Origin of the sequence: Arthrobacter sp. FW306-06-A, assembly GCF_021870055.1 — a bacterium.
In the GTDB taxonomy this organism is placed as follows: Bacteria; Actinomycetota; Actinomycetes; order Actinomycetales; family Micrococcaceae; genus Arthrobacter.
Genome location: NZ_CP084552.1, coordinates 1590416 through 1616682, shown reverse-complemented (window position 1 = coordinate 1616682; position 26267 = coordinate 1590416). Strand labels below are relative to the sequence as shown.

The window sequence follows — 26267 nt, the reverse complement described above, 5'->3', positions numbered from 1 at the left end:
GTATCTACCCCAACCCCACCGCCTTCCCGAAAAGGCTGAACCCGACGAACGCCACGATATCCAGCAGTGCGTGGGCTATCACCAGTGGCATGACCCGACGTGTCCGGGTATACAGCCAGGCAAAGACAATGCCCATCACTGCGTTGCCAATGAATGGACCGAAGCCCTGGTACAGGTGGTAGCTGCCGCGCAGCACCGAGCTCACGGCGATGGCCAGCGGCATGCTCCATCCGAATTTCCCAAACCGGTCGAGCAGATAACCCACCACAATGACTTCCTCGAGCACCGCATGGCGGACGGCCGACAGGATGAGGACGGGAACCGTCCACCAGTAGGCATCCAATGCACTGGGAATGATGGCCGTGGTGATCCCGAGCGCCCTGCCGGCCGCATACAGGCCCAGCGAGGGGATGCCGATCAGTGCAGCCAGCCCCAGCCCCTGAAGCAGGTCCTTTCCGGGCCGGGCGAAATCGAACCCGAGCTTCTGGAACGCGGACCGGGAGGTGCCGGGCTCACCGGGCGCGGCGGGGCGGTCCTCAGTAAGGAAGTACAAAACCAGCAGTACCGGCACCAGCGCAAAGACGATATCCAGCAGCTGGTACGTCAGGTCAAAGTACTCGCGGGTACTTTGGGAACGGTTCAGGGTGGACGTGCCCTCCGCCAGCGGGGCGCGGGTCATCTTGTCGAGCAGCTGCACCACGGAGTAGACGGCCGACTGGCCCAGGGACAGGCCCAGGACGATCCAGACTTCGAGCCGCAGGCGGCGGCGGGAGGGAACCAGCATGTTCCCATCTTGCCTTCAGTTTCTGGATCCGGCCTGATGGAACTGCCGATGCACCCAGGTCCGCAACATCAGGAGGGTGCGACGATCACTTCCGTGCCGTTGGCCTCGAACGCAGCCTTGTCACGGGCAGAAATGCCGGAATCCGTGATCAGCCTGTTGAAGTCATAGCCGTCCATGGTGGCGAAGGCGCGCACTCCTACCTTGGAGGAATCCGCGATGACATAGGACACCCGGGCACGGGAGGCCAAAAGGGCATTGACCGAGGCCTCCCCCTCGCCCGTATTGGTGGGCCCCACCTCGGGATCGATGCCGTTGACGCCAATAAAGGCGATGTCCAGCACCACCTTCTGCATGATGATGTCCGTGTAAGGCCCCACCAGTTCGTAGGACCGCGGGTTGAGGATCCCGCCGGTAACCATCACCTTGATGTTGGGTCGGACCGCCAACTGGCCGGCAATATTAATGGCATTGGTCACCACAGTGAGGGTGGGCTGGTTGGAGGGTGCGTTCAGGTCCTCCCGGGTGGCGAGAATCTGTGCAAGGGCGGTGCTGGTGGTACCCCCGCAGAGACCGATCACCGCACCCGGACGAATCAAGGCCGACGCACACTGCGCAATCTGCTCTTTGGCTTCGGCATGGTCGTCGCGGTTGTAGCGGCCTGGCAGGTCGTAAGCCAGGGCACCCGTGGTCGCCCCGCCGCGCGTCCTCGTCAAAAGCCGGCGCTTGGCGAGGCTGTCCAGGTCGCGCCGGGCAGTGGCCGGGGAAACATTGAGGGTGCTGACAATCTCGTCAACCTCTACCTGTCCCGTCTTCGCCAGCAGGTCGAGAATTGCCGTAAGCCGGTCAGTGCGCGTCATTCAAGTGGGCCTCTCAATCAAAGCAGCCACCATTCCTGATGACGTTTTCTGACTATAACGTACATTATATGATCAGAAACAATCATGTGAGCGTACTGAAGCTATCGCTCTCTGGCTCCGGCCCGCCACACAGCGTACGTCAAGGGCACGCCCGGGCGGTAAGCGAGGTGCGTGGCCGAAGGCGCATTCAGCAGGTGCAGGTCGGCACGGTGACCGACGGCGATTGACCCCACGGCGCGTTCACCGTCCGCATCCTGCCCGGTGTCCTCGTGCAACGCCAGGGCACCGCCATAAGTGGCGGCCCGTACTGCCTCATGCACGGAGAGGTGCATCTGCAGGACAGCAGTGGTCACGCAAAACGCCATGGAGCTCGTGTAGGACGTACCGGGATTGCAGTTGGAAGCAATTGCCACCTGCACTCCGGCATCGAGAAGCTCGCGGGCAGGAGCCAGCGGCTGGCGGGTGGAGAGGTCGCAGGCCGGGAGGCAGGTGGCCACAGTGCCGCGCTCCCCCGCACCGCTCACCGCGTCCCACCCGGACCACGAAGCAGCCAAGGCTTTGACGTCCTGCCCCGACAGGAAGTTCACGTGGTCCACGCTCGCCGCTCCCAGCTCCACGGCAAGTTGCACGCCGGGCCCCTCACCGAGCTGATTGCCGTGCACGCGGAGGCCCAGGCCCGCGTCCCGGCAGGCCAGCAGTACCCGGCGGGACTGTTCAGCGGTGAACGCGCCCTCTTCGCAGAAGACGTCGGCCCACTGTACGTACGGGCGAACGGCGTCGAGCATGGGTCCGCAGACCAGGTCGGTGTACTCGTCCGGGTCCTGGCCGGCGGGAACCAGATGGGCGCCGAGGTAGGTCACCTGGTCTGCCACCGTGGACGCGATGCGGGCGCTGCGGGCCTCATTCTCGACGTCCAGGCCGTAGCCGGTTTTGGTTTCCAGGTACGTGGTTCCCTGCGAGACGGCCTCGGCCACCCGGCCCATGGCCAACCGTGTGAGGTCGAAGTCGGAGGTGGCGCGCGTGGCTTCCATGGTGACGGCGATGCCGCCGGCGGCGTAAGCCTCGCCCGCCATCCGGGCTTCGAACTCGGCGGTGCGGTCGCCGGCGAAGAGCAGGTGGGTGTGCGAGTCCACCCAGCCTGGCAGCATGGCCCGGCCTCCAGCGTCGACGGCGTCGTCGGCTGCGGGGGCATCGGCTGCGGCACCGATCCATGAGATCCGTTCCCCCTCGATGACTACCGCCGCATCCTTCAGGACCCGCTGCTCAAGGTCCTGCGTCATCAGCTCGGCAATATTGGTGATCAGGGTACTCATGGGACCATTCTTCAACGCCGGATGGACCAGCGTGTGGCGGCCAGGGCCTGCGCTGTCCGGGATGCCGGACCGTCGGCTGCGCCGGCAACGAAGGCAGTACCTCCGGAGGAGTCCTGCCCGGCAAGGATCTGGGCGGCCGCGAACTCCGCCAGGGCTGCCGAGGTCTGGAACCCATATCCGCCCTGCCCCGCCAGCCAATAGAACCCTGCCGCTTCGGCGTCGAATCCCGCAACCGGAACTCCGTCCGCGGCTTCGGTCCGCAGCCCCGTCCACGCCCGCCGGACTTCCGTAATCCCCAGGCTGGTGAAGGCGTTCAGTTTCTCCACCAGGCGTTCCACGTCTCCGGGGCGCGGGCGTGCATCCTCGGGGCCACTGGGAACGGTCTCCGACGGCGAAATCAGGACGTCGCGGCCGTCGGGGCGGAAATAGAACGTGTTGTCTGCGGCAGCCACCATTGGAGTGGCGCCAGGAAGGGGACGTTCGACGGCGGCAATCGCCGCGGTGCGCCGGTACGGCTGCAGGCCCAGCTTTTCGACGCCGCTGATCACCGCGAGCTCGTCCGCCCAGGCTCCCGCGGCGTTGACCATCACTCCCACTTCGAACCCCTCGGCACCGGCACCCACCTGCCAGCCCGAACCCAGCCGTTGCGCCGAATGGACTCGGGCGCCGGTGATGATGTCGGCGCCGGCGGCGAGCGCCCGCTTGCGATGTTCTTCCAGGAGCAGCGGGGCGTTGCAGCCAAAGGATCCAGTATCTAGTCCCGCGGCAGCAAAGGTTCCGGGCTTCAGGGCCGGGCAGAGCTCCAGGGCGCGCTCCACGGAGATGGGCTGCATGTGCCCACTGGCTTCCGCGGCCACCTCAGCCTCGGAGCCGATCAGCATGAAGCTGCGCGGCGTCAGGACCGGTTCCGGGAGTTCCGCGTCCCGGGCCGCGAGCAGCTCCAGGGTCCGGACGGTGAGTTCCTGGACCACCGGCGGCCCGTAGCTGGGGATCAGCTGTCGGGCGGAGCGGGAGGACGTGTGGTACGCCAGCTCCTGCTCCGCCTCCACCAGGACAACACTGCAGCGGCCCGCGAGCGCGGACGCAAGGGAGAGGCCGGCAATGCCGCCGCCCACGATCAGGACATCGTAATGAGCTGCCATCGGTCCATCCTTGCAGAATTCAGCTGGGGTGCGGCAGGTGTCAGGCTGCCGCCTCGTCACGGCTGGCGACGAAGGCACGAACGCACGCTTCGACGTCGTCCGCTGAATGTGCGGCGGAAAGCTGCACCCGGATCCTTGCGGCACCCCGCGGAACCACGGGGAAGCTGAAGGCGGTGACGAAGACTCCGTGCTGCAGCATCCGGTCGGCCACCTTGGCGGCCATCACGGCATCACCGAACATCACCGGGACGATGGCGTGCTCGCCCGGAAGCAGGTCGAACCCCTCCTCGGTCATGCGGCGGCGGAAGAGTTCGGCGTTTTCGAACAGCCTGCGCCGCAGGTCACCGGAGCTTTCCACCAGGTCCAGCGCCTTGAGCGTGGCTGCAACGATGGCCGGAGCCAGGGAATTGGAGAACAGGTAGGGCCGTGCCTTCTGGCGGAGCATGGCGACAATCTCCCTGCGGCCGGACACGTAACCGCCCGAGGCTCCGCCCAGCGCCTTGCCGAAGGTGCCCGTGTAGATGTCCACGCGGTCACTGACACCGGCGTGTTCGGGAGTACCCGCACCTGTGGCACCCATGAAGCCCACGGCATGGGAGTCGTCCACCATCACCAGGGCGCCGTACTTGTCGGCGAGGTCGCAGATGGCCTCGAGCGGGGCAAGGTAGCCGTCCATCGAGAACACGCCATCGGTGACGATGATCTTCCGGCGGGCGTCCTTCGCTTCCACCAGCTTGGCTTCCAGGTCCGCCATGTCCTGGTTGGCGTACCGGTACCGCTGTGCCTTGCACAGGCGGATTCCGTCGATGATGGAGGCGTGGTTCAGGGCATCGGAGATGACGGCGTCCTCGGCCCCGAAGAGGGACTCGAACACCCCGCCGTTGGCGTCGAAGCAGCTGGAGAACAGAATGGTGTCCTCGGTACCCAGGAACTTGGCGACCCGGGCTTCCAGTTCCAGGTGCAGGTCCTGGGTGCCGCAGATGAAACGGACGCTGGCCATCCCGAAACCGCGCTCGTCCATGGCGGCCTTGGCGGTGCTGATGATGTCAGGATGGTCAGCCAGTCCCAGGTAGTTGTTGGCGCAGAAGTTCAGCACGTCGGCGCCGGGGCCGCCGATCTGTCCGGCGGTGATGTGGCTGGACTGCGGTGAGCTGATGCTGCGTTCGGTCTTGTAGAGCCCGGCCGCGCGGATTTCTTCCAGCTCGTCGTGGAGCTGATCCTTCATGGAGGTGTACATGGGGTTCCTTAGTATCGGGTCTTAGAGTCGGGTCCAGTCCAGGACAACCTTGCCGCCCACGCCGCTGCGGGCAATCTCGAAGCCCTTCTCCCAGTCCGCGGCCGGCAGTGCGTCCGTGACCACGGCGGAGATTCCGGCGTGGAGCACCGGGTTGGACGAGAGCATGGCGCTCATGGCGTACCAGGTTTCGTACATCTCGCGGCCATAGATGCCCTTGAGCGTGAGCATGTGGGTGACCACCTTGCCCCAGTCGATGGTGATCTCCTGGCTGGGCAGCCCCAGCATGGCGATCCGGCCACCGTGGTTCATGTTGTCGATCATCTCAGGCAGCGCGGAAGGGTGCCCGGACATTTCCATTCCGACGTCGAAGCCTTCGCGCATGCCCAGCTCACGTTGGGCGTCGCGCACCCGGGTGGTGGAGACGTCGATGGCAAGGTCGGCTCCGAGCTGCCGGGCCAGGTCGAGCCGTGGCTTGGAAACGTCCGTGATGGCGATTTTGCGTGCACCCGCGTGGCGGGCGACGGCGATGGCCATCAGTCCAATGGGGCCGGCGCCGGTGATCAGGACGTCCTCGCCCACCAGCGGGAAGCTCAGCGCGGTGTGGGTGGCGTTGCCGAACGGGTCGAAGATGGCGCCAAGCTCCGGGGTGACTGAAGGGTCGTGGTGGACCCAGACGTTGGTTTCGGGGATCACCACGTACTCGGCAAAGGCACCGTCACGCTGGACACCCACACTGACGGTGTGGATGCACATCTGGCGGCGTCCTGCGCGGCAGTTCCGGCAGATGCCGCACACCACGTGCCCTTCGCCCGAGACCCGGTCGCCTACCTTGACCTCCCGGACGTCGTCGCCCACCTTCACCACTTCGCCATAAAACTCATGGCCGGCAATGAGGGGAGCCTCGATGATCCCCTGCGCCCATGGATCCCAGGACTGGATGTGCAGGTCCGTGCCGCAAATGCCGGTGGTCATGACCCGGATCTTCACGTCCGCCGGCCCGGCCTCTGGTTCGGGCCGCTCGACGAGTTCGAAACCGGCCTGCGGGCCAGCCTTATAAAGGGCCTTCATTGGCATCCTTACTGATTGGGGTTCACGTTTGCGGGGTATGTCATCCCCATTGAAGCGCCGAGCACGCGTAAGCACAACAGCATTTTTCTCAATCAACGATGTAGTAATAGCTAATGATTAGACTGGAGCCATGGAGGTTCATCAACTCGAAATTCTGCGGGAACTCGGTGCCCTGGGCAGCGTGAAGGCGGTGGCCGACACGCTCATGGTCACCCCGTCGGCAGTGTCGCAGCAACTGGCCCACCTGCAGCGCAGCGTGGAGGTGCCCCTGACGCGCAAGGAGGGCCGGAACCTGGTGCTCACCGAAGCCGGCCAGGTCCTCGCCGACGCCGGTGCCGCCGTCGTCAGCGCCATGGCCGAGGCCCGCGGCGCGCTGCGGACCTATCATGGCTCTCCCGCCGGCAGGGTGACGGTCAGCGGGTTCCACAGCGCGGGACAGGCTTTGTTCGCGCCGCTGGCCAGGATGCTGGACCGGCCGGAGCATCCGCGGATCGAGCTCTCCGACGAGGATGTTGCGCAGCAGGACTTTCCCGCCCTCACTGCCCGTTACGACCTGGTGCTGGCGCACCGCATGGACCACAGCCCGCGGTGGCCGGCGGAACGGGTAGCCGTCATCCCCCTGGCGCACGAACCCCTCGACGTGGCACTGCCCGCCGGCCACCCCTTGGCGCAGAAGGACACGGTGACAGCGGACGACGTCGGCGCCGAAGCCTGGGTGACCAGCCACCCTGGCTACTCCCCCGCCGACGTTCTTGCCGCCGTCGCTGCCGTTTCCAGCCGGGAACCGAACATCGTCCACCGCATCAACGACTACTCGACGGTGGCGGCCTTGGTGGCCACCGGCGGCGTGGTGGGACTGCTCCCCAGGTACACGGCAGGGCCGGTGCTTAACCCGGACATCGTGCTGCGCCCGCTGGCGGGGATCAGCACCCGGCGCAGGATCGACCTGCTGGCCCGGCCGGAGAACCTGAAGCGGCGGGCGGTGGTGATGGTGTGCGAGGCACTTGAGGACATCATGGCGGGGCTGGTGCGCCAGGGCTGAAAAGTGCAGCGGGGCTGAAAAAGTCAGGCGCCCTGGTCGTCCTGGTGGTCTTTGCCCATCTTGTGGCCAAGGCCTTGACCGTGTCCCGGCGCGCCGCCCAAACCATGCCCCAGCCCAGGGCCGGGCTTGTCACCGGCGCCCTTCACGATCCGCTTGGCCGTGGCATTGTCCCCGTCCTTGACGCCTGCAATGCGGACGGCATCCCCTGCGGCAATGTCCGCGATGGTTCCGTCCGTCGGCTTAAGCCTCTTGCCGTCGTCGCGCTTTGCTCCCGGGCTGGCCGGCATGCGTGGGCTGGCTGGCGCGTCCGGGCTGGCAGTAGGCGCGGAACCATCCGCTGCTGCCGGAGGAATCCTGGTGATTCTCGTGTCGCCGTTGACGGTGTAGGTCTGGATGAAGCCGTCCTCGCTCTTGACCGTGATGGCCGAGCCGCTGACCGATTCCACCGTCCCCCGCTGTTCCAGGACGGTCTGGAAGGTGCCATCCGCGTTCTTGACCACCTCCTCGCCATGAAGTGGCTGGGGACGCTGGGCTTTCTTGTCCTGCTTGTTTTGCTGTCCGGGCGCGCTGCCTGAATGGCCTGGGGCGGATTGCGGTGCCGATTGTGACGGCGAGGGGGTGGGCGTGCCCGTGGCCGACCAGGCAAGGGCAGCCCCCGTGCCGGTCAGCGCAAGGGCCACCGCCCCGGCAAGCGCGGCCTTGCGCACCCTCATTGATTCCCGGACCACCATGGTTGTTCCTCCCGCACCTTCGCGCCGCAACTCCCGGCCCGGGGCACCGGCTCACCTGGCCTCAAGTGTAAGGGTGATGCGCACGCTCAACCACGGGTACTTTCTGTGACGGCCGCCTGAGTACTTAAAGCGCAACTGGGTCGCAGTTGTTGTCGTTATGAGGGCTCAAAACGACAACAACTGCAACCCAGTTGGGTGGGTTTGCTAGACGGTGACGCCCAGCTTCTCCAGGATCAGTTCGCGGACGCGGCCGGCGTCGGCCTGGCCGCGGGTGGCCTTCATGACCCCGCCCACGATCGCGCCGATGGCCTGGACCTTGCCGCCGCGGATCTTCTCCGCAACGTCGGGCTGGGCGGCGAGCGCGGCGTCGATGGCTTCCAGGAGGGGGCCGTCGTCGGACACCACGGCGAGGCCGCGTTTTGCGACAACCTCTTCCGGGGTGCCTTCGCCGGCGAGCACGCCGTCCAGCACCTGCGTGGCCATCTTGTTGTTGATCTTGCCGGCCTCCACCATGCGGGCGAGCTCCACGATGGTGGCCGGCTCGACGCCCAGCTGGCCGGGGTCAACGTCGGCGGCCTTGGCGCGTCCCACGATCTCGCCCATCCACCATTTGCGGGCCACGGAGGCCGAGGCGCCGGCGGCAATGGTTTCCTCGATCTCGTCCAGGACCCCGGCGTTCACCACGTCACGGAACTCGAGATCGGAGTAGCCCCAGTCAGCCTTGAGGCGCTTGCGGCGCTCGGCCGGAGGCTCGGGCAGGGTGGCGCGCAGCTCCTCCACCCATTCCCGGGAGGCAACCACGGGGACCAGGTCCGGTTCCGGGAAGTACCGGTAGTCGTCGGCGTCGGACTTGGGCCGGCCCGAGGTGGTGGTCCGGGTGTCCTCGTGCCAGTGCCGGGTTTCCTGGACAACCGGGTTGCCGGAATCCAGGACGGCTGCGTGGCGCTGGATCTCGTAGCGGACAGCGTGTTCGACGGCGCGCAGCGAGTTCACGTTCTTGGTTTCGGAGCGGATGCCGAACCGTTCGCGGCCGTGCGGGCGGAGCGAGACGTTGGCGTCGCAGCGGACGTTGCCGCGTTCCATCTTCGCGTCGGACACACCCAGGTTCTTCACGATCTCCCGGACAGCGGCCACGTACGCCTTGGCCAGCTCCGGCGCGCGCGAGCCTGCGCCCTCGATGGGCTTGGTGACGATTTCCACCAGCGGCACGCCGGCACGGTTGTAGTCCACCAGGGAGAAGTCGGCGCCGTGGATGCGGCCGGTGGCGCCGCCCATGTGGGTCAGCTTGCCGGCGTCCTCCTCCATGTGCGCGCGCTCGATCTCAACGCGGAACACGGTGCCGTCCTCAAGCTCGATGTCCAGGTAGCCGTCGTACGCGATGGGCTCGTCGTACTGGGAGGTCTGGAAGTTCTTGGGGGTGTCCGGGTAGAAGTAGTTCTTCCGGGCGAAGCGGCAGGATTCGGCGATCTTGCAGTTCAGCGCCAGGCCGATCTTGATGGAGGATTCCACGGCGGTCTTGTTCACCACGGGCAGGACGCCGGGCATGCCCAGATCCACTTCATTGACATTGGTGTTGGGCTCATCGCCGAAGACGTTCGGGGCGGAGGAGAACATCTTGGTCTTGGTGTTCAGCTCCACATGGACCTCGAACCCCAGGACGGGATCGTACTTCTCCATGGCCTCATCGAAGCTCAGGATTTCGTCAGTGCTCATTATTTTGCCTCCTGGGTTTCGAGGGTTTCAGCCGCAAGGTCGGGAGCCTGGGCCAGCAGCGGGCCGCCCCACTTCGCTTCGAGCAGCGACTCCAGGACCGCACCCACCCGGTACAGGCGGGCATCCTCGCGGGCCGGGGCCAGCAGCTGGATGCCAACGGGCAGCCCGTCCTCGTCCGCCAGCCCGCCGGGCAGCGACAGGCCGGGCACGCCGGCCAGGTTGGCCGGGATGGTGGCGACGTCGTTGAGGTACATGGCCAGCGGATCGTCCAGTTTTTCACCGAGCGGGAAGGCCGTGGTGGGGGCGGTGGGCGAGATCAGGACGTCGGCCTGCGCGAAGGCAGCCTCGAAGTCCCGCTGCACCAGGGTGCGGACCTTTTGGGCGGAGCCGTAGTAGGCATCGTAGTAGCCCGCGGACAGGGCGTACGTGCCCAGGATGATGCGGCGCTTGACCTCGTCGCCGAAGCCGGCGGCGCGGGTGGCACCCATGACGCGTTCAATGGTCATGGGGCCCTCTTCGGGGAGGACGCGCAGGCCGTACCGGACGCCGTCGAACTTGGCCAGGTTGGAAGAGGCCTCGGAAGGCATGATCAGGTAGTAGGCGCCCAGGGCGTACTGGAAGTTGGGGCAGGAGACCTCAACGATCTCGGCGCCGGCTTCCTTGAGCAGCTCGAGGGCGTCGTTGAAGCGGTTTTCGACGCCGGCCTGGTAGCCCTCGCCGTGCAGTTCCTTGATGATGCCGATCCGCAGTCCCTCCACGTTGCCGGTCTTCGCGGCGGCAACGAGGTCAGCCAGGGGTTCGGGCAGGGAGGTGGAGTCACGGGGATCGTGCCCGCCGATGACCTGATGCAGCAGGGCGGAGTCCAGCACCGTGCGGGTGACGGGACCGATCTGGTCCAGCGAGGAGGCCATGGCGATGGCGCCGTAGCGGGAGACGCTGCCGTAGGTGGGCTTCACGCCGACGGTTCCGGTAACGGCACCGGGCTGGCGGATGGAGCCGCCGGTGTCCGTTCCCAGGGCCAGGGGCGCTTCGAAGGCGGCAACGGCGGCCGCGGAACCGCCGCCGGAACCGCCGGGGATCCGGTCAAGGTCCCACGGGTTGCGGGTGGGGCCGAAGGCCGAGTGCTCGGTGGAGGAGCCCATGGCGAATTCGTCCAGGTTGGTCTTGCCCAGGATGGGCATCTTGGCGGCGCGCAGGCGTTCCACGACCGTTGCGTCGTAGGGGCTCTGCCAGCCCTCGAGGATCTTGGAGCCTGCCGTGGTGGGCTGGCCGATGGTGACAATCAGGTCCTTGACCGCGATGGGAACACCGGCCAGGACGTGCAGGGCCTCGGCTTCGGCACCCCCGGCGGCACGGATCGCGTCCACCTCGGCCGCGACGGCCAGGGCTTCCTCGGCGTTAACGTGCAGGAAGGCGTTGACCTTGCCGTCAACGGCGGCGATGCGGTCCAGGTAAGCCTGGGTCACTTCGACGGCGGTGACCTCGCGGGCGGCGAGCTTTTCGGCCAGCTGCGCGGCGGACAGTCGGACCAGGGCGTCGGCGCTGGTGCCGGTGGAGTTTTGTTCAGTCATGGTTATGCCTCATCCAGGATGGCCGGGACCTTGAAACGGTTTTCATCGGAATCCGGGGCGCCGGAGAGGGCCTGTTCCGCCGTGAAGGTGTGCCCCACGACGTCGTCGCGGAACACGTTGGTGAGCGGAATGGGGTGCGAGGTGGCCGGAACGTCGTCCCCGGCGGCCTCGCTGACGGACTTGACCGAATCGACAATGACGGCGAGCTCGCCGGCCATCCTGTCCAGCTCTTCGGCACTCATCTCGATGTGAGCGAGACGCGCGAGATGCGCGACGTCGTCACGGTTGATCGCAGCCATGGATCTCCCCTGCAAAGTTCGAATTGTTTTCCGATCCAGTCTAGTGCGGAAACGCAGATGCCCGTCTGACATCCCCCAGCGGGCGTCAGACGGGCACCTTCGATGCCCGGTCCGGTCACGGGGACGGGAGCGCGGGCAGCTACAGACTAACCGATCCCAATGGCTCCGGTCAGCATCCCGACCCCGAGCATTACAAGCGAGATCACGGCGGTGCGCCAGAGGACCTTCTTGTGGTGGTCACCGAGGTCAACCTTGGCCAGCGACACCAGCAGCAGGATGGCCGGAACCAGCGGGCTCTGGAGGTGGAACGGCTGGCCGGTGATGGAGGCACGGGCCATGTCCGCGGCTCCGACGCCATAGTGGGCGGCGGTCTCGCTGAGGACCGGCAGCACGCCGAAGTAGAACGCGTCGTTGCTCATGAAGAACGTCATGGGGATGCTGAGCACGCCGGTGATGACGGCCATGAACGGGCCCATGGAGGACGGGATGATCTGGACCAGCCAGGCGGACATGGCTTCCACCATGCCGGTGCCTTTGAGGACGCCGGTGAGGACGGCGGCGGCCATGACCATGCTGACCACGGCCACGATGGACGGTGCGTGCGCAATCAGCTGGGCGCCCTGGTCCTTGACCTTGGGGAAGTTGACCAGCAGGGCGATCGCGGCGCCAACCATGAACACGAACGGCAGCGGGATGACGTTGGCCACGAGCACCACCATGACGGCGACCGTCAGGGCCAGGTTGAACCAGAACAGCTTGGGCCGCAGGGTGCTGCGGTTGGGATCAAGGGCGGTGTCGGCAAGTCCGGCGCCGCCGTTTTCAGTAGCGGTGTCGTTGCGCTCCAGCACGGCCACGGAGGATCCGGCCGGGAAGCCGTCGACGGCGGGGGCTGCTCCGCCGGGGTTGCCGCCCTTGCGTCGGCCGGTGCCAACACCGGTGCCCGCGGCACCCGCCGGGCTGCCGCCGTCGAACTCTTCGGCAGTGTCCGGCACGCTCCAGATCTCCGGCGCAGTGGCGCGGAGCCGGTTTCGTTCCTGCAGGCCGAGCAGCCAGGCGAAGGCGAAGACCACGACCAGGCCGGCCACCAGGGAAGGGATCATGGGGACGAAGACGTCGTTGACGTCGATCTTGAGGGCGGTGGCGGCGCGGGCCGTGGGGCCGCCCCACGGCAGGATGTTCATGGTGCCGTTGGCCAGGCCGGCCACGCAGGTGAGGACCACGGGGCTCATCTTGAGGCGCAGGTAGACCGGCAGCATGGCCGCGGTGGTGAGGATGAAGGTGGTGGAGCCGTCGCCGTCCAGCGATACGGCAGCGGCCAGGATGGCGGTGCCCAGGACGACCTTGGCGGGGTCATTGCCCAGCTTGCGGAGGATGAACTTCACCAGCGGGTCAAACAGCCCGACGTCGATCATCAGGCCGAAGTAGATGATGGCGAACATCAGCAGGGCCGCGGTGGACGTCATGGACTTCATGGAGTCCATCACCATATCGCCGATGCCCAGGCCGGCGCCGGCGAAGAGGCCAAAAACAGTAGGGACAATGATCAACGCCAGCACTGGCGTCAACTTCTTCGTCATGATCAGCACCATGAATACCGCGATCATGGCGAATCCAAGTATTACCAGCACAGCCGGCTCCTTCTTGTGAACAGCACCACGGCGGTGTGATGCGTGCTACAGACTGTAGGGTGGCGGCCGTCACGGCAGTGCCTTTGGCTCAATTGATTGGCATACTGCTTATTTGGAGCATTTTGCTCATTGTGCTCACCGGGCTTTTCGCACTTTTCGTGCTGCCACGGCACCCTTGGAGCGCAGCGCCACAACCCGCTAAACCCGCGCCAGACCCGTCAAGGAGGATGAATGCAGCGTCCCGTGCCCCGGCAGCCGGTGCGGTTTTCCACCCAGACGCTGCTGCTGCAGCTGGCGGTAGTGCTGTTGGTGGTGCTGCTCAGCGCCGCCGTGCACGCCTGGCTCACCTATGACCGGGTAGGCAGCGATGCGGAGAACCAGGCGCTGACCCTGGCCCGGACCGTGGCCTCCGACCCGGAAACCCGCGCCAACGTGCAAGCCATCAGTGAACAGCCCGGCACTCCTCCGCCCGCCGAACTCCTGGCCGGGCCCCTTCAGTCATCGGCCGAGGCTGCCCGTACCCGGACCGGAGCACTGTTCGTGGTGATTACCGACGAAACCGGCATCCGGCTGGCCCATCCTGATCCGCACCGGCTTGGTGAAAAGGTCAGCACCGACCCGTCCGAGGCGTTGTCCGGGCAGGAGGTCACCACCCGGAACACCGGGACGCTTGGCCCCTCCGCCGGTGCGAAGGTTCCGGTGTACGCTCCGGGCACCGGCATGGTGGTGGGCGAGGTGAGCGTGGGCTACTCCATGGAAACCGTGGCCCAGAGCGTGGCCCGCGACATCGGACCGGTGGCCCTGACGGCCGCGGGCGCCCTGCTCGCCGGGGTCCTGGGCTCCTTCCTGCTGCGCCGCCGGCTGCAACGCCTCACCCTGGGGTTGGAACCGGAGGAGATCAGCACGCTGGTGCACGACCAGGTGGCGGTGCTGCAGGGCGTGGACGACGGCGTCATTGGCATCAGTGCCGACGGCCGGATCAGCGTGTTCAACGCCGCCGCGCAGCGACTGCTGGGACTGCCCGACCTGTCCGGCACGCGGTGGGAGAATGCGCCGGTGCCAGAGCAGCTGAAGACGCTCACGCGGGCGGTCCCCCGCGTAACCGGCGCCGCAGGTTCAACACTTGACGCCCTGGAGCTGGTGGCCGGCGGCCGGGTGCTGGTGGTGAACGCCCGCAAGGCGCTGCACCGGCGGGAGGACCTGGGCTGGGTGATCATGCTGCGCGACCGGACGGAACTGCAGGGGCTGACGCGGCAACTGGATGCGGTAGGGACCATGTCCACTGCGCTGCGGGCACAACGCCACGAGTTTGCCAATCAGCTACACACGCTCGCCGGCTTCCTGGGCATCGGGCAGCACCAGGAAGCACGCGATTACCTGGCCACGCTGGCGGCCACCGGTCCGCTGAAGTTTCCGGTGGACCAGGCCGAGCTGCTCCAGGACCCGTACCTGCAGGCGTTCGTGGGCGCCAAGGGCGTGGAGGCTGACGAGCGCGGCGTCACGCTGCGCATTGGACCGGAAACCCTGGTCCGCGGGCAGGTCACAGATGCCCAGGATGTCACCACGGTGCTGGGGAACCTGATCGACAATGCCGTCAATGCGGCTGTGGCGGGCTCAGCGACGGACCGGTGGGTTGAGCTTGAGGTGCTGGACGAGCCAGGCGACGACGGCGGCACACTGCACGTGGTGGTCGCGGACTCTGGTGACGGGCTGGCAGAGGGAACGGCTACGGAGCACGTGTTTGCCGAGGGCTTCACCACCTCTTCCGGTCCCGTCCGCGCCGGCGGCGGCCAGGGCTTCGGGCTTGCCCTGGCGCGCCAGCTGGCCCGGCGCCGCGGCGGTGACGTAAGGGTGCTCGAACGCGGGACGAAGGGCGGGCCGGGAGCCGTGTTCATGGCCACCCTTCCGCACACCACGGCAGGCAACCCTGCCAACAGTAATCCGGGGGCAGCCGGAAAGGACGGAAATGGCTGACGATTTTCGGGTTCTGATCGTGGACGACGACTTCCATGTGGCCAAGCTGCACGCCGCCTATGTGGACTCGGTGGCGGGCTTCCTTGCCCTGGCCCCGGTTGGCACGGCGTCGCTGGCGCTGCAGGCCATCCACAGCCTGCGGCCTGACCTGGTGCTGCTGGACGTCTACCTTCCCGATGCCTCCGGCCTGGACCTGCTCCAGCAGCTGGATGTGGACACGATTATCCTCAGCGCTGCCTCCGACGCCGCATCCGTCCGGGTGGCATTCCGCCGCGGCGCCCTGGGGTACCTGCTCAAGCCCTTTACGTCCGAGTCGCTGTCCCAGCAGCTGCGCTCCTACGCCCGGTACCGGCGCCTCCTGGCCCAGCCGGGCGCACTGGACCAGGAGGCGGTGGAACGTGCCAAACGGTCGCTGATTCCGGGCGACGTCACGCCGTCGTCGAAACCCCGCTCGGCAACCGAGGCGGCGGTGCTGGAGTCACTGGCCCCGGGCGAGCAGTACTCTGCCGCCGAAGTGGCCTCCCGCGTGGGCGTCTCCCGGGCAACCGCCCAGCGCTACCTGTCTTCACTGGCCGACGACGGCGCAGTGGACATCCAGCTCCGCTACGGCACCACCGGCAGGCCGGAGCACCGCTACGGCCTGCCGGGAAGGTAGGGCAAGAAACCTAGGCGCTCTTCTGGGCGACCAGTTCGATCTCAACGAGCATCTTCGGGTCCAGGAACGGGAGCACATGGACCAGGGAGAGGGTGGGGCGGATCTCGCCGAACACCTCGCCGTGCGCCCGGCCGGCTTCTTCCCATTTACTGATGTCCGTCAGGTACAGCTTGGACTGCACCACGTCCTCGTAGGCGAAGCCGGCGTCGGCCAGGACCTTGCCCAGTTTCTGCAGGATGTACTGGGTCTGGGTGTAGAAGTCATCGCCCACCACTCCGTCCTCGCCGCTGGCCGCAGTGGCGGAGATGTAGAGGGTGTTGTCCACCTGGACGGCACGGGAGTAACCGAGGGTCTGTTCCCAGACGGATCCGCTGCCGAAGGTTTTGCGCATGGGTGGGCCTTTCAAAGCTGGAATGGGTCGCCACCACTGTAGGGCTGCTACAGGTCGCGCCGATAAACCAGCAGTTTTGTGTCGGTGCCGGGAACGAACCAGTCCCGCTCGGGCACGCGCTGGAACCCGGTCTTGCGGTACAGTCCGTGCGCGCTTTCCCAGGCCTGGCCGGTGGTGAGGGACACTGCCTTGATGCCGGGAAGGGTTTTCGCGTGATTAAGGATGGCGTCCACCATGGCCTTACCGGCACCGCTGCGCTGGACGGCCGGGTCCACCACCAGCATGCGGAATTCAAGCTCGTCCTGCAGGGCGATGTCCGCGTACGGTTCCCCGGCCAGCGCCAGGGTGACTGAACCGATGACGATCCCTTCCCGTTCTGCCACCCAGATGGTGGCCTGCTGGGCGCGGGCCGCAACGTCCATGATCTTGACCATGTACGGGTGGGCGGGGTCGTCAAAGTAGCCTGCGGAAAGGTAGGAGTCGCCGGTGATGCGGGCGACGGCCGCGAAATCGGCCTTGACGGCGGGACGGATGGTCAACTGCTTGTGCACCCGTCAATGGTAGTAGCTCCCGTGCCTGCCCTCGGGCGGAACAGTGCTTTCCGTGATCGAACTATCACTACGGGCGACTGGAGCACGTGCGGCTGCCTGGAACGCTCCCCTACAGCGGGAACTTGCCGGACAGTTCCAGGCTGGCGGCGCACGTCCAGGCGTCCAGTCGCTCATCGTCCGCGGGGCCGCCGTCAAGGGGGCTGGTGAGGCGCGGCCTGCGCACCCAGCAGCCGGCTTCCTCCGCGATCAGGGCGCCGGCCGAGAAGTCGTGCTCGTTCAGTCCGCGCTCGCCGTAGGCGTCATGGGTTCCATCGGCCACCATGCACAGGTCAAGGGCAGCGGAGCCAAGCCGGCGGACATCGGCAAAGCCGTCCATCAAAGTACCGAAGGCCGCAGCCTGCTGGACGCGGATCTCGGGTTCATAGCTGAACCCTGTGGCCAGGATCTGCCCGGCGCGCCCCGGAACCGGGCCGTCGAGCCTGGTAACGACGCCCCGCTCCTCCAGCCACGCACCCTGGCCGCGGGCAGCGTAGTACACGCGGCCCAGCGCAGGCGCGTTCACGACGCCGGCCTGCCAGACGCCGTCGGCATCCGCCACCGCCACCGAGGTGGCGTAGTAGACGATATTGCGGATGAAGTTGGTGGTGCCGTCCAGCGGATCAATGGACCAGCGGTAGCCGGTGGGATCGGCGGGGCGGGTGGTTCCCTGCTCCTCACCGGTGACGCTGTCGCCGGGCCGTGCCGCGGAAATGACGTCCCGCACCGCACTCTCGGCTGCGACGTCGTAGGCGGTGACCCAGTCCCCTGCCGCCCCCTTGTTGCTCGCGTCCAGGGCGTTGCCGTCGCGGCCGGACAGGACGTGGGCACCAGCGGCGGCAGCCTGCCGGGCCACCTCCAGCAGTTCCGAAGCGGAAGTCATGCGTTCTCCCCAGTCTCGTCTTCGATTGCCGCGTCTTCCGTCTCGTCTTCGTCCGCTGCTGCCGCGTCACCCAAAGCGGCGGGGCCGCCGTCGAGCAATTGCCGGAACCCATCCTCATCCAGCACCCGGATCCCCAGCTGCTCTGCCTTGTCCAGCTTGCTGCCGGCGCTTTCGCCGGCCACCACGTAGCTGGTGTTCTTGGATACGGACCCCGCGGCCTTGCCGCCCCGGAGCAGGATGGCCTCCTTGGCCTCGTCGCGGCTGAAGTTGGGCAGGGAGCCGGTGACCACCACGGTGAGCCCTTCGAGGGTGCGCGGCATGGACTCGTCCTGTTCGTCCTCCATGCGGACACCGGCGGCGGCCCAGCGGTCGATGATCTCCAGGTGCCAGTCCTCGGCGAACCATTCCTTCAAAGCGGCGGCGATGGTGGGGCCCACCCCGTCCACGTGGGCCAGTTCCTCCTCGGAGGCTGCACGGATGCGGTCCATGGAGCCGAACGCCTGGGCCAGGGCCCGCGATGCCCGGGGACCAACGTGCCGGATGGACAAGGCGACCAGCACGCGCCACAGGGGCTGGGTCTTGGCCTTTTCGAGTTCCTTGAAGAGCTTCTGGGTGGTGGCGGTGGGCTTGGAGGGCGACTTGGCGGTGCCCTTGCTGAAGAAATACGGCACCAGCTCGGACTCGCCTGTGGGGACTCCCTTGACCTTTTTCTCGCGCCGGATCCGGACGCCGGCCAGGTCCTCCGGGGTGAGCTCGAACAGCCGCGCTTCGGAAGTCAGCGGCGGCACCTCAGGCTCCGCGGGCTGGGTAAGGGCGATGGCGGCTTCCCAGCCCAGGGCCTCGATGTCGAACGCACCCCTGCCCGCTACGTGGAACACCCGTTCGCGCAGCTGGGACGGGCACGACCTGGCGTTGGGGCAGCGGACATCCACGTCCCCTTCCTTGGCGGGGGCCAGCGGCGTGCCGCAGGAGGGGCATTCGGTGGGCATGACGAAGTCGCGCACCGGCGGGTCCTGCTGGTCGCGGAGGTTCAGGACCGGGCCCACGATCTCGGGTATGACGTCCCCCGCCTTCCGCAGGATTACGATGTCGCCGATCTTGACGCCCTTGGCCTTGACCACGTCCTGGTTGTGCAGGGTGGCCATTTCCACGGTGGAACCGGCGACCTTGACCGGCTCCATGACGCCGTAGGGGGTGACGCGGCCTGTGCGGCCCACGTTGACCTGGATGTCCAGCAGCTTGGTGTGGACTTCCTCGGGCGGGTACTTGTAGGCCACGGCCCAGCGGGGAACGCGGGTGGTGTTGCCCAGGGCCCGCTGGGTGGCGAAATCATCCACCTTGATCACGATGCCGTCGATCTCATGGAGCAGCTTGTGGCGCTGGTCGCCGTACCGCTTGATGAAGCCCAGCACGTCGTCGCGGGTTTCCAGCACCTCGAAGTACGGGCTGACCGGCAGGCCCCAGTCCTTGAGCAGCCCGTACGTCTCCGACTGGCTGCCGGCGGCAAGCCCCTCCCGGGCGCCGATGCCGTGCACAAACATCTTCAACGGCCGCTTGGCAGTCTCGGCCGGATCCTTCTGGCGCAGCGACCCGGCTGCCGCGTTCCGCGGGTTGGCCAGCGGCGCCTTGCCGGCCTGGATCAGTGCCTCGTTGAACTCGGCGAAGGCCTTGGACGGGATGAAGACCTCACCCCGTACCTCCATCTCGGCCGGGAAGCCAGTACCGCGCAGTTCCTGCGGGATTTCCTTGATGGTGAGCAGGTTGTGGGTGATGTCCTCACCCGTGGTGCCGTCGCCGCGGGTGGCGGCACGCACCAGCTTGCCGTCCCGGTACAGGAGGTTGACTGCCAGGCCGTCGATCTTGAGTTCGGTCAGCCAGGCTGCCTTGGCGCTGCCGTCACCGATTTTTTCGATGCTGGCCTCGGCCCGGTTGAGCCAGGCCTCAAGCTCCTCCAGCGAGAAGACGTCCTCCAGGCTGTACATCCGCTGCAGGTGTTCCACCGGCGCGAATGCGGCGGAGACCTCGCCGCCCACTTCCTGGGTTGGTGAATCGTTGGCCACCAGTTCCGGGTGCAGCGCCTCGATCTCCTCGAGCCGGCGGAAGAGGGCATCGAACTCGGCGTCCGACACCAGCGGAGCATCCTCCTGGTAGTACGCGAACCGATACTTCCGCACCAGGTCCGCAAGGTTTTCGTATTCCTCGCGGACGGCCTCGGTGGGGATCGCCTCTGGTTCGTGCGGTGCCGGGGTCCGGGTGGCGGTCTTTTCTGCGGGTCCTGGTCCTGTGCTCACAGACCTATCTTGCCCTACACCTCCGACAGCCACCCGGCAGGCCCGCGCGGCAGGCAGTAAGCGCTGCGGCCGGGAAGCGCCGAAGCCAGGCAGTGTTGCCGCAGGAACAGGTCAGTGCGACCGGAGCCGGTTGCGCGTCCACCAGGCAAAGGCGCCGGCTGACACGGCCAGCAGCACCGTTCCGGCGGCGATGGGCAGCAGGGCCGGGCCGCCGGGGGCCTGGCCTCGGACAGGGGCTGCGGCAGCCAACTGCGCTGGCGCGGCGGACCGGGTGACGGGGCTGTTCCAGTCCTGGCCGCTGGACGGACCGGTTGGAGGCCGGTAACCGGCTGCGGCCGAGGCGGTGCCAGGCGCGGGCTCATCCAAGTCCGCCCCTGCGGTGGCAGGGATCGCGGCGGGATCAGGTGCCGGGGCAGCGGGCTGCGGGGCCGTATCTGCCTGCGGAGGCTGGGGCTGGGCAGGCTGGGCGGGCGGCTCGGCAGGGGGTGCCGGCTGGGCGGGCGGCGGAGCCGGTTCCTTGGATTTCCGCGGCCGCCCGTTCTGGCCCGTGTCCGGGCTGCTGGCAAGGATGGGAAGACAGATCAGCCCGCAGTCGGTGGCCTGCGTGCCGGACGCCGGAGCGGGCGAGGGTGCAGTGGTTGCAGCGAGTGCCGAGCCTGCTGGGAAGAAGCCAAAGGCGAGGGCCAGGACGGCTGCGGATGCCGTCGTCGAAACGGCGTGGCGGAACGGTGCGGACGGGGTCATTGCTACCTTTCGATGCGCGCAGCCCCCCACCACGGCTTTCTGGTGTCCCCGGTAGTCTTCTACAGCGCCCTGCGGGGCCGCAAATCCGCAACGGCGCCGGCCCCGCAGTTGTCCGGGCTGTTCAGTCCCGGTTTTCAGGCGGCAGCGCCACCTGGATCTTCCGCGCCTTGCCGCGTCCCACCACGTAGCCGCGGCCGGGGATGAACTCGGGACTGACGCGGCCCAGCGAGGTGTTGAGCAGGCTGTCGCCCTCGATGTCCCCCGGGTTGAGCAGCAGCCCGCGGCGCCCGGATTTGAAGGGCTGGGCCAGCTGCCAGGCACTGGACCAGGTGGAGGATTCAGACTCGCCCACCACCCATTGGTCCGCCTTCAGCGACGCGGTGACCAGCTGCGCCATGCCCGACTCGGCGATGGTGTCGGTGAACTCGGTCAGGCCTTCGATGAAGAAGGCCACGGTCCCCGGATTTCCGGTGGAGTGCTCCACCAGGTCCTCCACCACCTCGGCGAGGTCGTCCGGCCCCACTACCGAGCGGTTCCAGATGGGGAGGGAGGCGACGGCGGACCGGCGGGATCCGAGGTAGATCAGCTCAGTGGCGGGGTTGGACCGCCGCAGCGCGTAGGCCAGGGTGACCAGGGCTACGGTCCGTCCGGCGCCGGGCGGGCCGGCCAGCAGCAGCGGGCCGCGGGCCATGATCTCGGCGGGCTGCAGTGACTCGTCGTCCACGCCGACGACGGGCAGGTCCGGGCTGCCGGCGGGCAGGACGTCCAGGTCCACCTGCTCCGGAAGCCGCTCGATGCCGGGAGCACTGCCCAGCCCCTGCCGGAGCATCGCTTCGCTGAGCTTGTGGACTTCCCTGGCCTGCAGGGCCAGGTTCGAGTTGCCGCCCAGGACGGCCAGCTGGACTTCGAGTCCGTCCAGGAGTCCGCGGCCCGGAGGCGAGTTGGCGGTGAGGACGTCCCTGGGCACATCCATGGAAATGTAGTCGTCCTCGTTGGAGAGCCGCAGGACCAGCCGGCGCTGGATGGAGGCCAGGAGCGATGCGGGGACCGCGTTGGGCCGGTCCCCCGTGACCACCAGGTGGATGCCCAGGGTGCGGCCGTCCGTTGCCAGCTGCAGGAAGATGTCCCAGAGCCCGGAGAGCTTGCTGTGCTCGTAGGCCTCCCGGAAGGCGGACATGCCGTCCACCAGCACGAAGATGCGCTTCTCGTCGGGCCGGTTGGCCAGCTTCCGGTACTCCACGATGGTGGAGGCACGGACCTCGGCGAACTGGGCCGAGCGCAGTTCGGCGATGTCCCGCAGGAGCCGCAGCAGGCGCCCGACGCGTTCCACGTCGTCGCCGTTGATGATCTCGCCCACGTGCGGAAGCTCCTCAAGCATCCGCAGCCCCGAAGAACCGCAATCGATGCCGTACACGTGGACCGGGCCGCCGCGCGGGGTGACCGCGGCGGCGATGGCGATGCCGCGCAGGGCCGCAGACTTGCCGGAGCCGCCGGTGCCATAGATGGCCATGTTGCCGTCCCGGTCCGGTTCGTAGAACACGGTGGGCTGGTCCTGGTGGACAGGATCGTCGGCCACCCCGAGCAGGAGCTGTTCGTCGGTGCGGGGGTTGGGGAGCTTGGAGAAGTCGTAGGTCTTGGCCAGCTCATCCAGCCACGGCTTGCGCGGCGGCTGGATGGCCAGGGTGTCCGCGGCGTGCACGATGGTGGAGGTCATCCTGGCGATGTCGTTGGGTCCGGCCGGTTCCTGGGCCACCGGCTTGTCGGGGGCCGGCGCTTCCCAGCTGGGGCCGGAACCGAAGGCCATCTCCACGATGTCGATTTGCGGCCGTTGCGGCTTGTCCGTAGTCCAGCCGCCCGCGTAGCCGGTCTGGAACCCTTGGATGCGGCCGGGGCCGGTCTTGGCGGCGCCGCGGCCTGGTATGGCGGGGTCGAAGTAGGCGGCATCCGGGACGCCCAGGATGTCGGTGGCATCATCCTCGTCCGCCATGCGAAGTGCCACGCGGAGGTTGGTGTTGGCGCGCAGGTTGTCCTTGATGACGCCGGCTGGCCGCTGCGTGGCCAGGATCAGGTGCAGGCCCAGGGAGCGGCCACGGGCAGCCACGTCCACCACGCCGTCCACGAACTCGGGAACGTCGTTGGCCAGGGCCGCGAACTCGTCCACGATGATGATCAGGTACGGCGGCGCCTCGGGATCGGCCTCCCGCTGCAGGGCCAGCAGGTCCTTGGCTTTCTTCCGGTTCAACAGCTGTTCCCGGTAGTGCAGCTCGGCGCGCAGCGACGTGAGGGCGCGGCGTACCAGGTGCGGGGACAGGTCTGTCACCAGGCCCACGGTGTGCGGAAGGTTGATGCAGTCCGCGAATGCGGCCCCGCCCTTGTAGTCCACGAACAAGAAGCTGACCCGGTCCGGGCTGTACGCCGCGGCCATGCCCATGACCCAGGACTGCAGGAATTCGGATTTGCCGGCGCCGGTGGTGCCACCCACCAGCGCGTGCGGTCCTTCGTTTTTCAGGTCCAGGTACAGCGGTTCGATGCCTTTGGACCCCACCAGGGCCCGCAGCGTGCCGTTGTCCTTGCGGTTGGCCACGGCGGTAGCGTGCACGGAGTTGTTTTCGGTCCAGCGTTCGGCCACGGACTGCGGGTTGTCCAGGAAGTCCTTGCCGATCAGCGTGGCGTAGGAAACAGCCCTGGGCAGGTCGGAGTCGTCATTCACGGGCTTGCCCACGTCCACCACGGGCGCCAGCATCCTGGCCAGCTGGGCGGCGAGTTCCGCGTCCACGCTTTCGCAGCTGACCGGGTAGGTGTGGCGGCCCAGGCGGACCTGGCCGGTGGTGGTGCCGTGGTCGCCGTCCACCACCATGAAGTCGCGGCAGGCTGCAGGAAGGGCCTGGATGTCGGTGGCCACCCACAGGACGTGGACGCCGGAATCCGGGCCACGCTCGGCCAGCCGGGTGAGGCGGCCGCGGTCCACCGGGGCGTCGTCTTCCACGATGACCAGCACGGAGGGCAGGACCGGCTCTTCCAGCTCGTGCTTGACGGGGTCGATGCCGGGCCGCAGGTCCGGCGCGGTCCGCTTGGCTGCTGCTTCACGCGCGTCGACCAGGTCCTCGAGCCTGGCCACCAGGGAGGACCCGCCGGCCGAACCGGCCGCCAGGTGGTCCCCGCCCAGCGGGCTGTGGCCGGAGCCGACGTGCGGCAGCCATTGCAGCCAGTTCCAGCGTTCCCGCGACTGGGCGGACGTGATGGCGGTGAGGACCACCTCAGCCGGGGAATGCAGGCCCACCAACTGCAGGACCATGCCGCGGGCAACGTCGTCCACCAGGCCGCGGGCCCCGGCGATGCCCAGGGCGCCGGAGGTGCGCAGCTGGGAGACCACGGGAACGCCTTCGATCTCGCTGAACTGCTTGATGCAGTCCTGGATCTCGCGGGCGTACTGGACCTCGGTGTCGTTGTTGGAGGGTTCTTCCAGCGGGATGCGCGACGGCGCCGTTCCCAGCCCAAAGCGCAGGCCCAGGAAGGACGAGTGCTCGGGCCGGTGCGTCCACAGCAGCGGCCCAAGCTTATAGATGGCATCCACGGTGTCGCTGACGGACGGCGCTTCCTGCAGCCGGACCGCCCGTTCCACCTGCTGCAGCTCGGTGAGGTCCTGCCGGAAGGCGGCCATGGAGGCACGGAACTGCTTGAGCTGCTCCTTCTGCTGCTTCCGGGTCCGCATCTTCGTGTCCACGTAGTGGCCCACGATGAACAGGGGCATCATCAGCATGAACACCATGGAGAGCACGTTCTGCGTCACCGCGAAGATGACCGCGCCCATCATCAGGGGCGCCACCAGCATGATGTAGGGGAAGGGCTGGTCCTCCGGGCGCTTGGGCCCGGCGGGAAGGACCCGCTTGGGTACCTCGAACCGGGGCACCACCCGCGGGGAGCGGTTGAAATCCACCAGGGGCGACGTCGGTGCTGCCGCATGGTTGTGCCCCAGCGGCACCACGGTGACAGTGGTGTCCCCCAGGGTCACCGTGTCGGAGGAGTTGAGGGTGGCGCGCGTGACGGGCAGGCCGTCCATGAGGAGCCCGTTGGCGGAGTTGGTGTCCACGATTTCGATGCTCTCGCCCACCGTGATCCGGGCGTGCCGCTTTGACGTGAGTGGGTCCGTCAACCGGATGTCCACGTCCCTGTCCCGGCCGATGTAGCTGGTGCCGGTGGGCAGCGAAAATTCGCGGCCGACGTCGGGCCCGGACAGCACCCGCAGGGTGGCAGCTGCCGGGCCCCGGTTCGCCCCTGGTTCGTGGAACTGTTCGCTCACCTGGGCCAGGGAGACCACAGAGCCGGGGCGCAGGCCCGATTCGAGGAGGTTGTCTTGGCGGGCCAGGATGTTTCCGCTGATGCCGGCGCCCACGAAGGCCTCATCGATCCGCAGGGACAGGTTGTCCGGCGCGGGCGTGCCCTTGCGGTCCGGGTCTGCCGCCCACAACACGGTGGCGATATCGGCCACGGTGGCCATGCCGTCCACCGTGACGGCCAGGTCCTTGGCGTCGGCGGGTTCACGGCGGAGTGTCAGCCGGATCCTCATCCTTCGTCCACGCCCCTCATCTTTTCGAGCAGGTACAGGTCATCGGGTGTCACCAGGTGGGTGGTGACGGCGTGTTCCACCAGGCGGGCACGGCGGTTGGTGGCCAGCTTGCCCCCGCCGCCGCGCAGCCCCACCACGCCCACCCGGTCCAGCTTGTCGCAGACATTGTCGAGTTTGCGGTTGAAGCGGGTCAGCGCCCATCCCAGGGTCTTGGCGGCCGCCGCCGAGGACGGGATGGTGCTGAAGCCGGTGCCTTCGCGCCGGAGCACCGGCTCGGCGAGCGCCACGATCAGCGCCTTCTGGGCGTCGGTGAAGACCACCGGGCCGATGGTGGTGTCCCCGCTGCTGGCGCCTTCGCGGGCTTCCTGCCGGAAGGAGGGCGTCTTCAGGTGCACGGCGAACTCGTACGTGGTGGGTCCGGCGGTGAAGATCACGTTGGTGTGGCTGAACACCAGCGGAATCCGGGCGCCGGGTGACAGCCAGGCCTGCATGCCGCCGGATGCGTCGGCAACGGTGGCGGAGAGCATGCTGCCCACGTTGCTGAGCCACCAGATCCCGTCGTACCTGGCCACCTGCAGGAACTGCCGGTGCAGGTACGGGTTGTCATCCACTTCAAGGTCGCCCTCGCGGCCGATGTTGAAGATGTCGTCGTCCGATGGCTCATACCATTCGCCGCAGAAGTCTATTGCTAGATCCCCCATGATCCACGCCTCCTTAAGGCAGAACTGTTCCGGTAACCGGAGTACTGGTGGTGTGCTGTTGCCGCGTGCCGATGCCGGCATGCCATGTG

21 protein-coding genes are annotated in these 26267 nt (G+C 67.4%); 3 read left to right on the top strand and 18 right to left on the bottom strand.

Annotation, left to right across the window (positions count from 1 at the left end):
* Positions 1-4: 4 nt before the first annotated feature.
* The 6 genes from LFT49_RS07370 to tdh all read right to left on the bottom strand — a co-directional run bounded on the left by LFT49_RS07370 (position 5) and on the right by tdh (position 6401).
* Positions 5-784, bottom strand: a complete 780-nt coding sequence (locus LFT49_RS07370; RefSeq protein ID WP_237430174.1) for a CPBP family intramembrane glutamic endopeptidase — start codon at positions 782-784, stop codon at positions 5-7.
* A 68-nt stretch (positions 785-852) separates the two neighbouring features.
* Positions 853-1641 carry a DeoR/GlpR family DNA-binding transcription regulator gene (locus LFT49_RS07365; protein WP_237430173.1) on the bottom strand — a complete coding sequence of 263 codons (789 nt, stop codon included), beginning with the start codon at positions 1639-1641 and terminating at the stop codon, positions 853-855.
* A gap of 101 nt (positions 1642-1742) precedes the next feature.
* Positions 1743-2954, bottom strand: coding sequence for an imidazolonepropionase (hutI, locus tag LFT49_RS07360; protein WP_237430172.1), 1212 nt, complete (start codon positions 2952-2954; stop codon positions 1743-1745).
* A gap of 11 nt (positions 2955-2965) precedes the next feature.
* Complete coding sequence (locus LFT49_RS07355; protein WP_237430171.1) at positions 2966-4096, bottom strand: NAD(P)/FAD-dependent oxidoreductase; 1131 nt, start codon at positions 4094-4096, stop codon at positions 2966-2968.
* Between the two features lie 40 nt (positions 4097-4136).
* A complete protein-coding gene (locus tag LFT49_RS07350) occupies positions 4137-5333 on the bottom strand; it encodes a glycine C-acetyltransferase (RefSeq protein ID WP_236801825.1) in 1197 nt (398 codons plus the stop codon).
* Between the two features lie 21 nt (positions 5334-5354).
* Complete coding sequence (gene tdh, locus LFT49_RS07345; RefSeq protein WP_237430170.1) at positions 5355-6401, bottom strand: L-threonine 3-dehydrogenase; 1047 nt, start codon at positions 6399-6401, stop codon at positions 5355-5357.
* A 130-nt stretch (positions 6402-6531) separates the two neighbouring features.
* On the opposite strand from tdh, the gene LFT49_RS07340 reads away from it, so the two are divergent.
* Positions 6532-7443 (top strand): LysR family transcriptional regulator, encoded by a 912-nt coding sequence (locus LFT49_RS07340; RefSeq protein ID WP_236801823.1) that lies wholly within the window; start codon positions 6532-6534, stop codon positions 7441-7443.
* 23 nt (positions 7444-7466) lie between these two features.
* Here LFT49_RS07340 and LFT49_RS07335 read toward each other — a convergent pair whose 3' ends face one another.
* The 5 genes from LFT49_RS07335 to LFT49_RS07315 all read right to left on the bottom strand — a co-directional run bounded on the left by LFT49_RS07335 (position 7467) and on the right by LFT49_RS07315 (position 13385).
* Positions 7467-8174, bottom strand: coding sequence for a hypothetical protein (locus tag LFT49_RS07335; protein ID WP_236821677.1), 708 nt, complete (start codon positions 8172-8174; stop codon positions 7467-7469).
* Positions 8175-8378: 204 nt separating this feature from the next.
* Positions 8379-9887, bottom strand: coding sequence for an Asp-tRNA(Asn)/Glu-tRNA(Gln) amidotransferase subunit GatB (gene gatB / locus LFT49_RS07330; RefSeq protein WP_236821676.1), 1509 nt, complete (start codon positions 9885-9887; stop codon positions 8379-8381).
* Entirely contained in the window at positions 9887-11458 is a 1572-nt protein-coding gene (gene gatA, locus LFT49_RS07325) for an Asp-tRNA(Asn)/Glu-tRNA(Gln) amidotransferase subunit GatA (RefSeq protein WP_236801820.1), read from the bottom strand. Before gatA ends, gatB begins: the two co-directional genes overlap by 1 nt.
* A gap of 2 nt (positions 11459-11460) precedes the next feature.
* A complete protein-coding gene (gene gatC / locus LFT49_RS07320; RefSeq protein WP_175319340.1) occupies positions 11461-11757 on the bottom strand; it encodes an Asp-tRNA(Asn)/Glu-tRNA(Gln) amidotransferase subunit GatC in 297 nt (98 codons plus the stop codon).
* Positions 11758-11903: 146 nt separating this feature from the next.
* Entirely contained in the window at positions 11904-13385 is a 1482-nt protein-coding gene (locus tag LFT49_RS07315; protein WP_236801819.1) for a CitMHS family transporter, read from the bottom strand.
* Positions 13386-13616: 231 nt separating this feature from the next.
* Between LFT49_RS07315 and LFT49_RS07310 the strand changes: the two genes are divergently transcribed.
* Both LFT49_RS07310 and LFT49_RS07305 read left to right on the top strand, forming a co-directional pair.
* Positions 13617-15359: a sensor histidine kinase gene (locus tag LFT49_RS07310; protein ID WP_237430169.1), complete on the top strand. Its 1743-nt coding sequence runs from the start codon at positions 13617-13619 to the stop codon at positions 15357-15359.
* On the top strand, positions 15352-16014 hold the full coding sequence (locus LFT49_RS07305) for a response regulator (RefSeq protein WP_237430168.1): 663 nt from the start codon (positions 15352-15354) through the stop codon (positions 16012-16014). The genes LFT49_RS07310 and LFT49_RS07305 overlap by 8 nt, the downstream gene beginning before the upstream one ends.
* Before the next feature lie 10 nt (positions 16015-16024).
* Here the strand turns inward: LFT49_RS07305 and LFT49_RS07300 are convergent, their stop codons facing one another.
* The 7 genes from LFT49_RS07300 to LFT49_RS07270 all read right to left on the bottom strand — a co-directional run bounded on the left by LFT49_RS07300 (position 16025) and on the right by LFT49_RS07270 (position 26178).
* Positions 16025-16405, bottom strand: a complete 381-nt coding sequence (locus tag LFT49_RS07300) for a RidA family protein (RefSeq protein WP_237430167.1) — start codon at positions 16403-16405, stop codon at positions 16025-16027.
* 47 nt (positions 16406-16452) lie between these two features.
* Entirely contained in the window at positions 16453-16956 is a 504-nt protein-coding gene (locus LFT49_RS07295; RefSeq protein WP_237430166.1) for a GNAT family N-acetyltransferase, read from the bottom strand.
* A 109-nt stretch (positions 16957-17065) separates the two neighbouring features.
* Positions 17066-17875 (bottom strand): inositol monophosphatase family protein, encoded by an 810-nt coding sequence (locus LFT49_RS07290; RefSeq protein WP_237430165.1) that lies wholly within the window; start codon positions 17873-17875, stop codon positions 17066-17068.
* Complete coding sequence (ligA, locus tag LFT49_RS07285; protein WP_442863729.1) at positions 17872-20166, bottom strand: NAD-dependent DNA ligase LigA; 2295 nt, start codon at positions 20164-20166, stop codon at positions 17872-17874. The genes LFT49_RS07290 and ligA overlap by 4 nt, the downstream gene beginning before the upstream one ends.
* 111 nt (positions 20167-20277) lie before the next feature.
* On the bottom strand, positions 20278-20910 hold the full coding sequence (locus LFT49_RS07280) for a hypothetical protein (protein ID WP_236801813.1): 633 nt from the start codon (positions 20908-20910) through the stop codon (positions 20278-20280).
* Positions 20911-21031: 121 nt separating this feature from the next.
* The gene (locus LFT49_RS07275; RefSeq protein ID WP_237430164.1) at positions 21032-25477 is read right to left on the bottom strand and encodes an FtsK/SpoIIIE domain-containing protein; all 4446 of its coding nucleotides are present in this window, start codon (positions 25475-25477) and stop codon (positions 21032-21034) included.
* On the bottom strand, positions 25474-26178 hold the full coding sequence (locus LFT49_RS07270; protein ID WP_236821667.1) for a hypothetical protein: 705 nt from the start codon (positions 26176-26178) through the stop codon (positions 25474-25476). Before LFT49_RS07270 ends, LFT49_RS07275 begins: the two co-directional genes overlap by 4 nt.
* Positions 26179-26267: the final 89 nt, after the last annotated feature.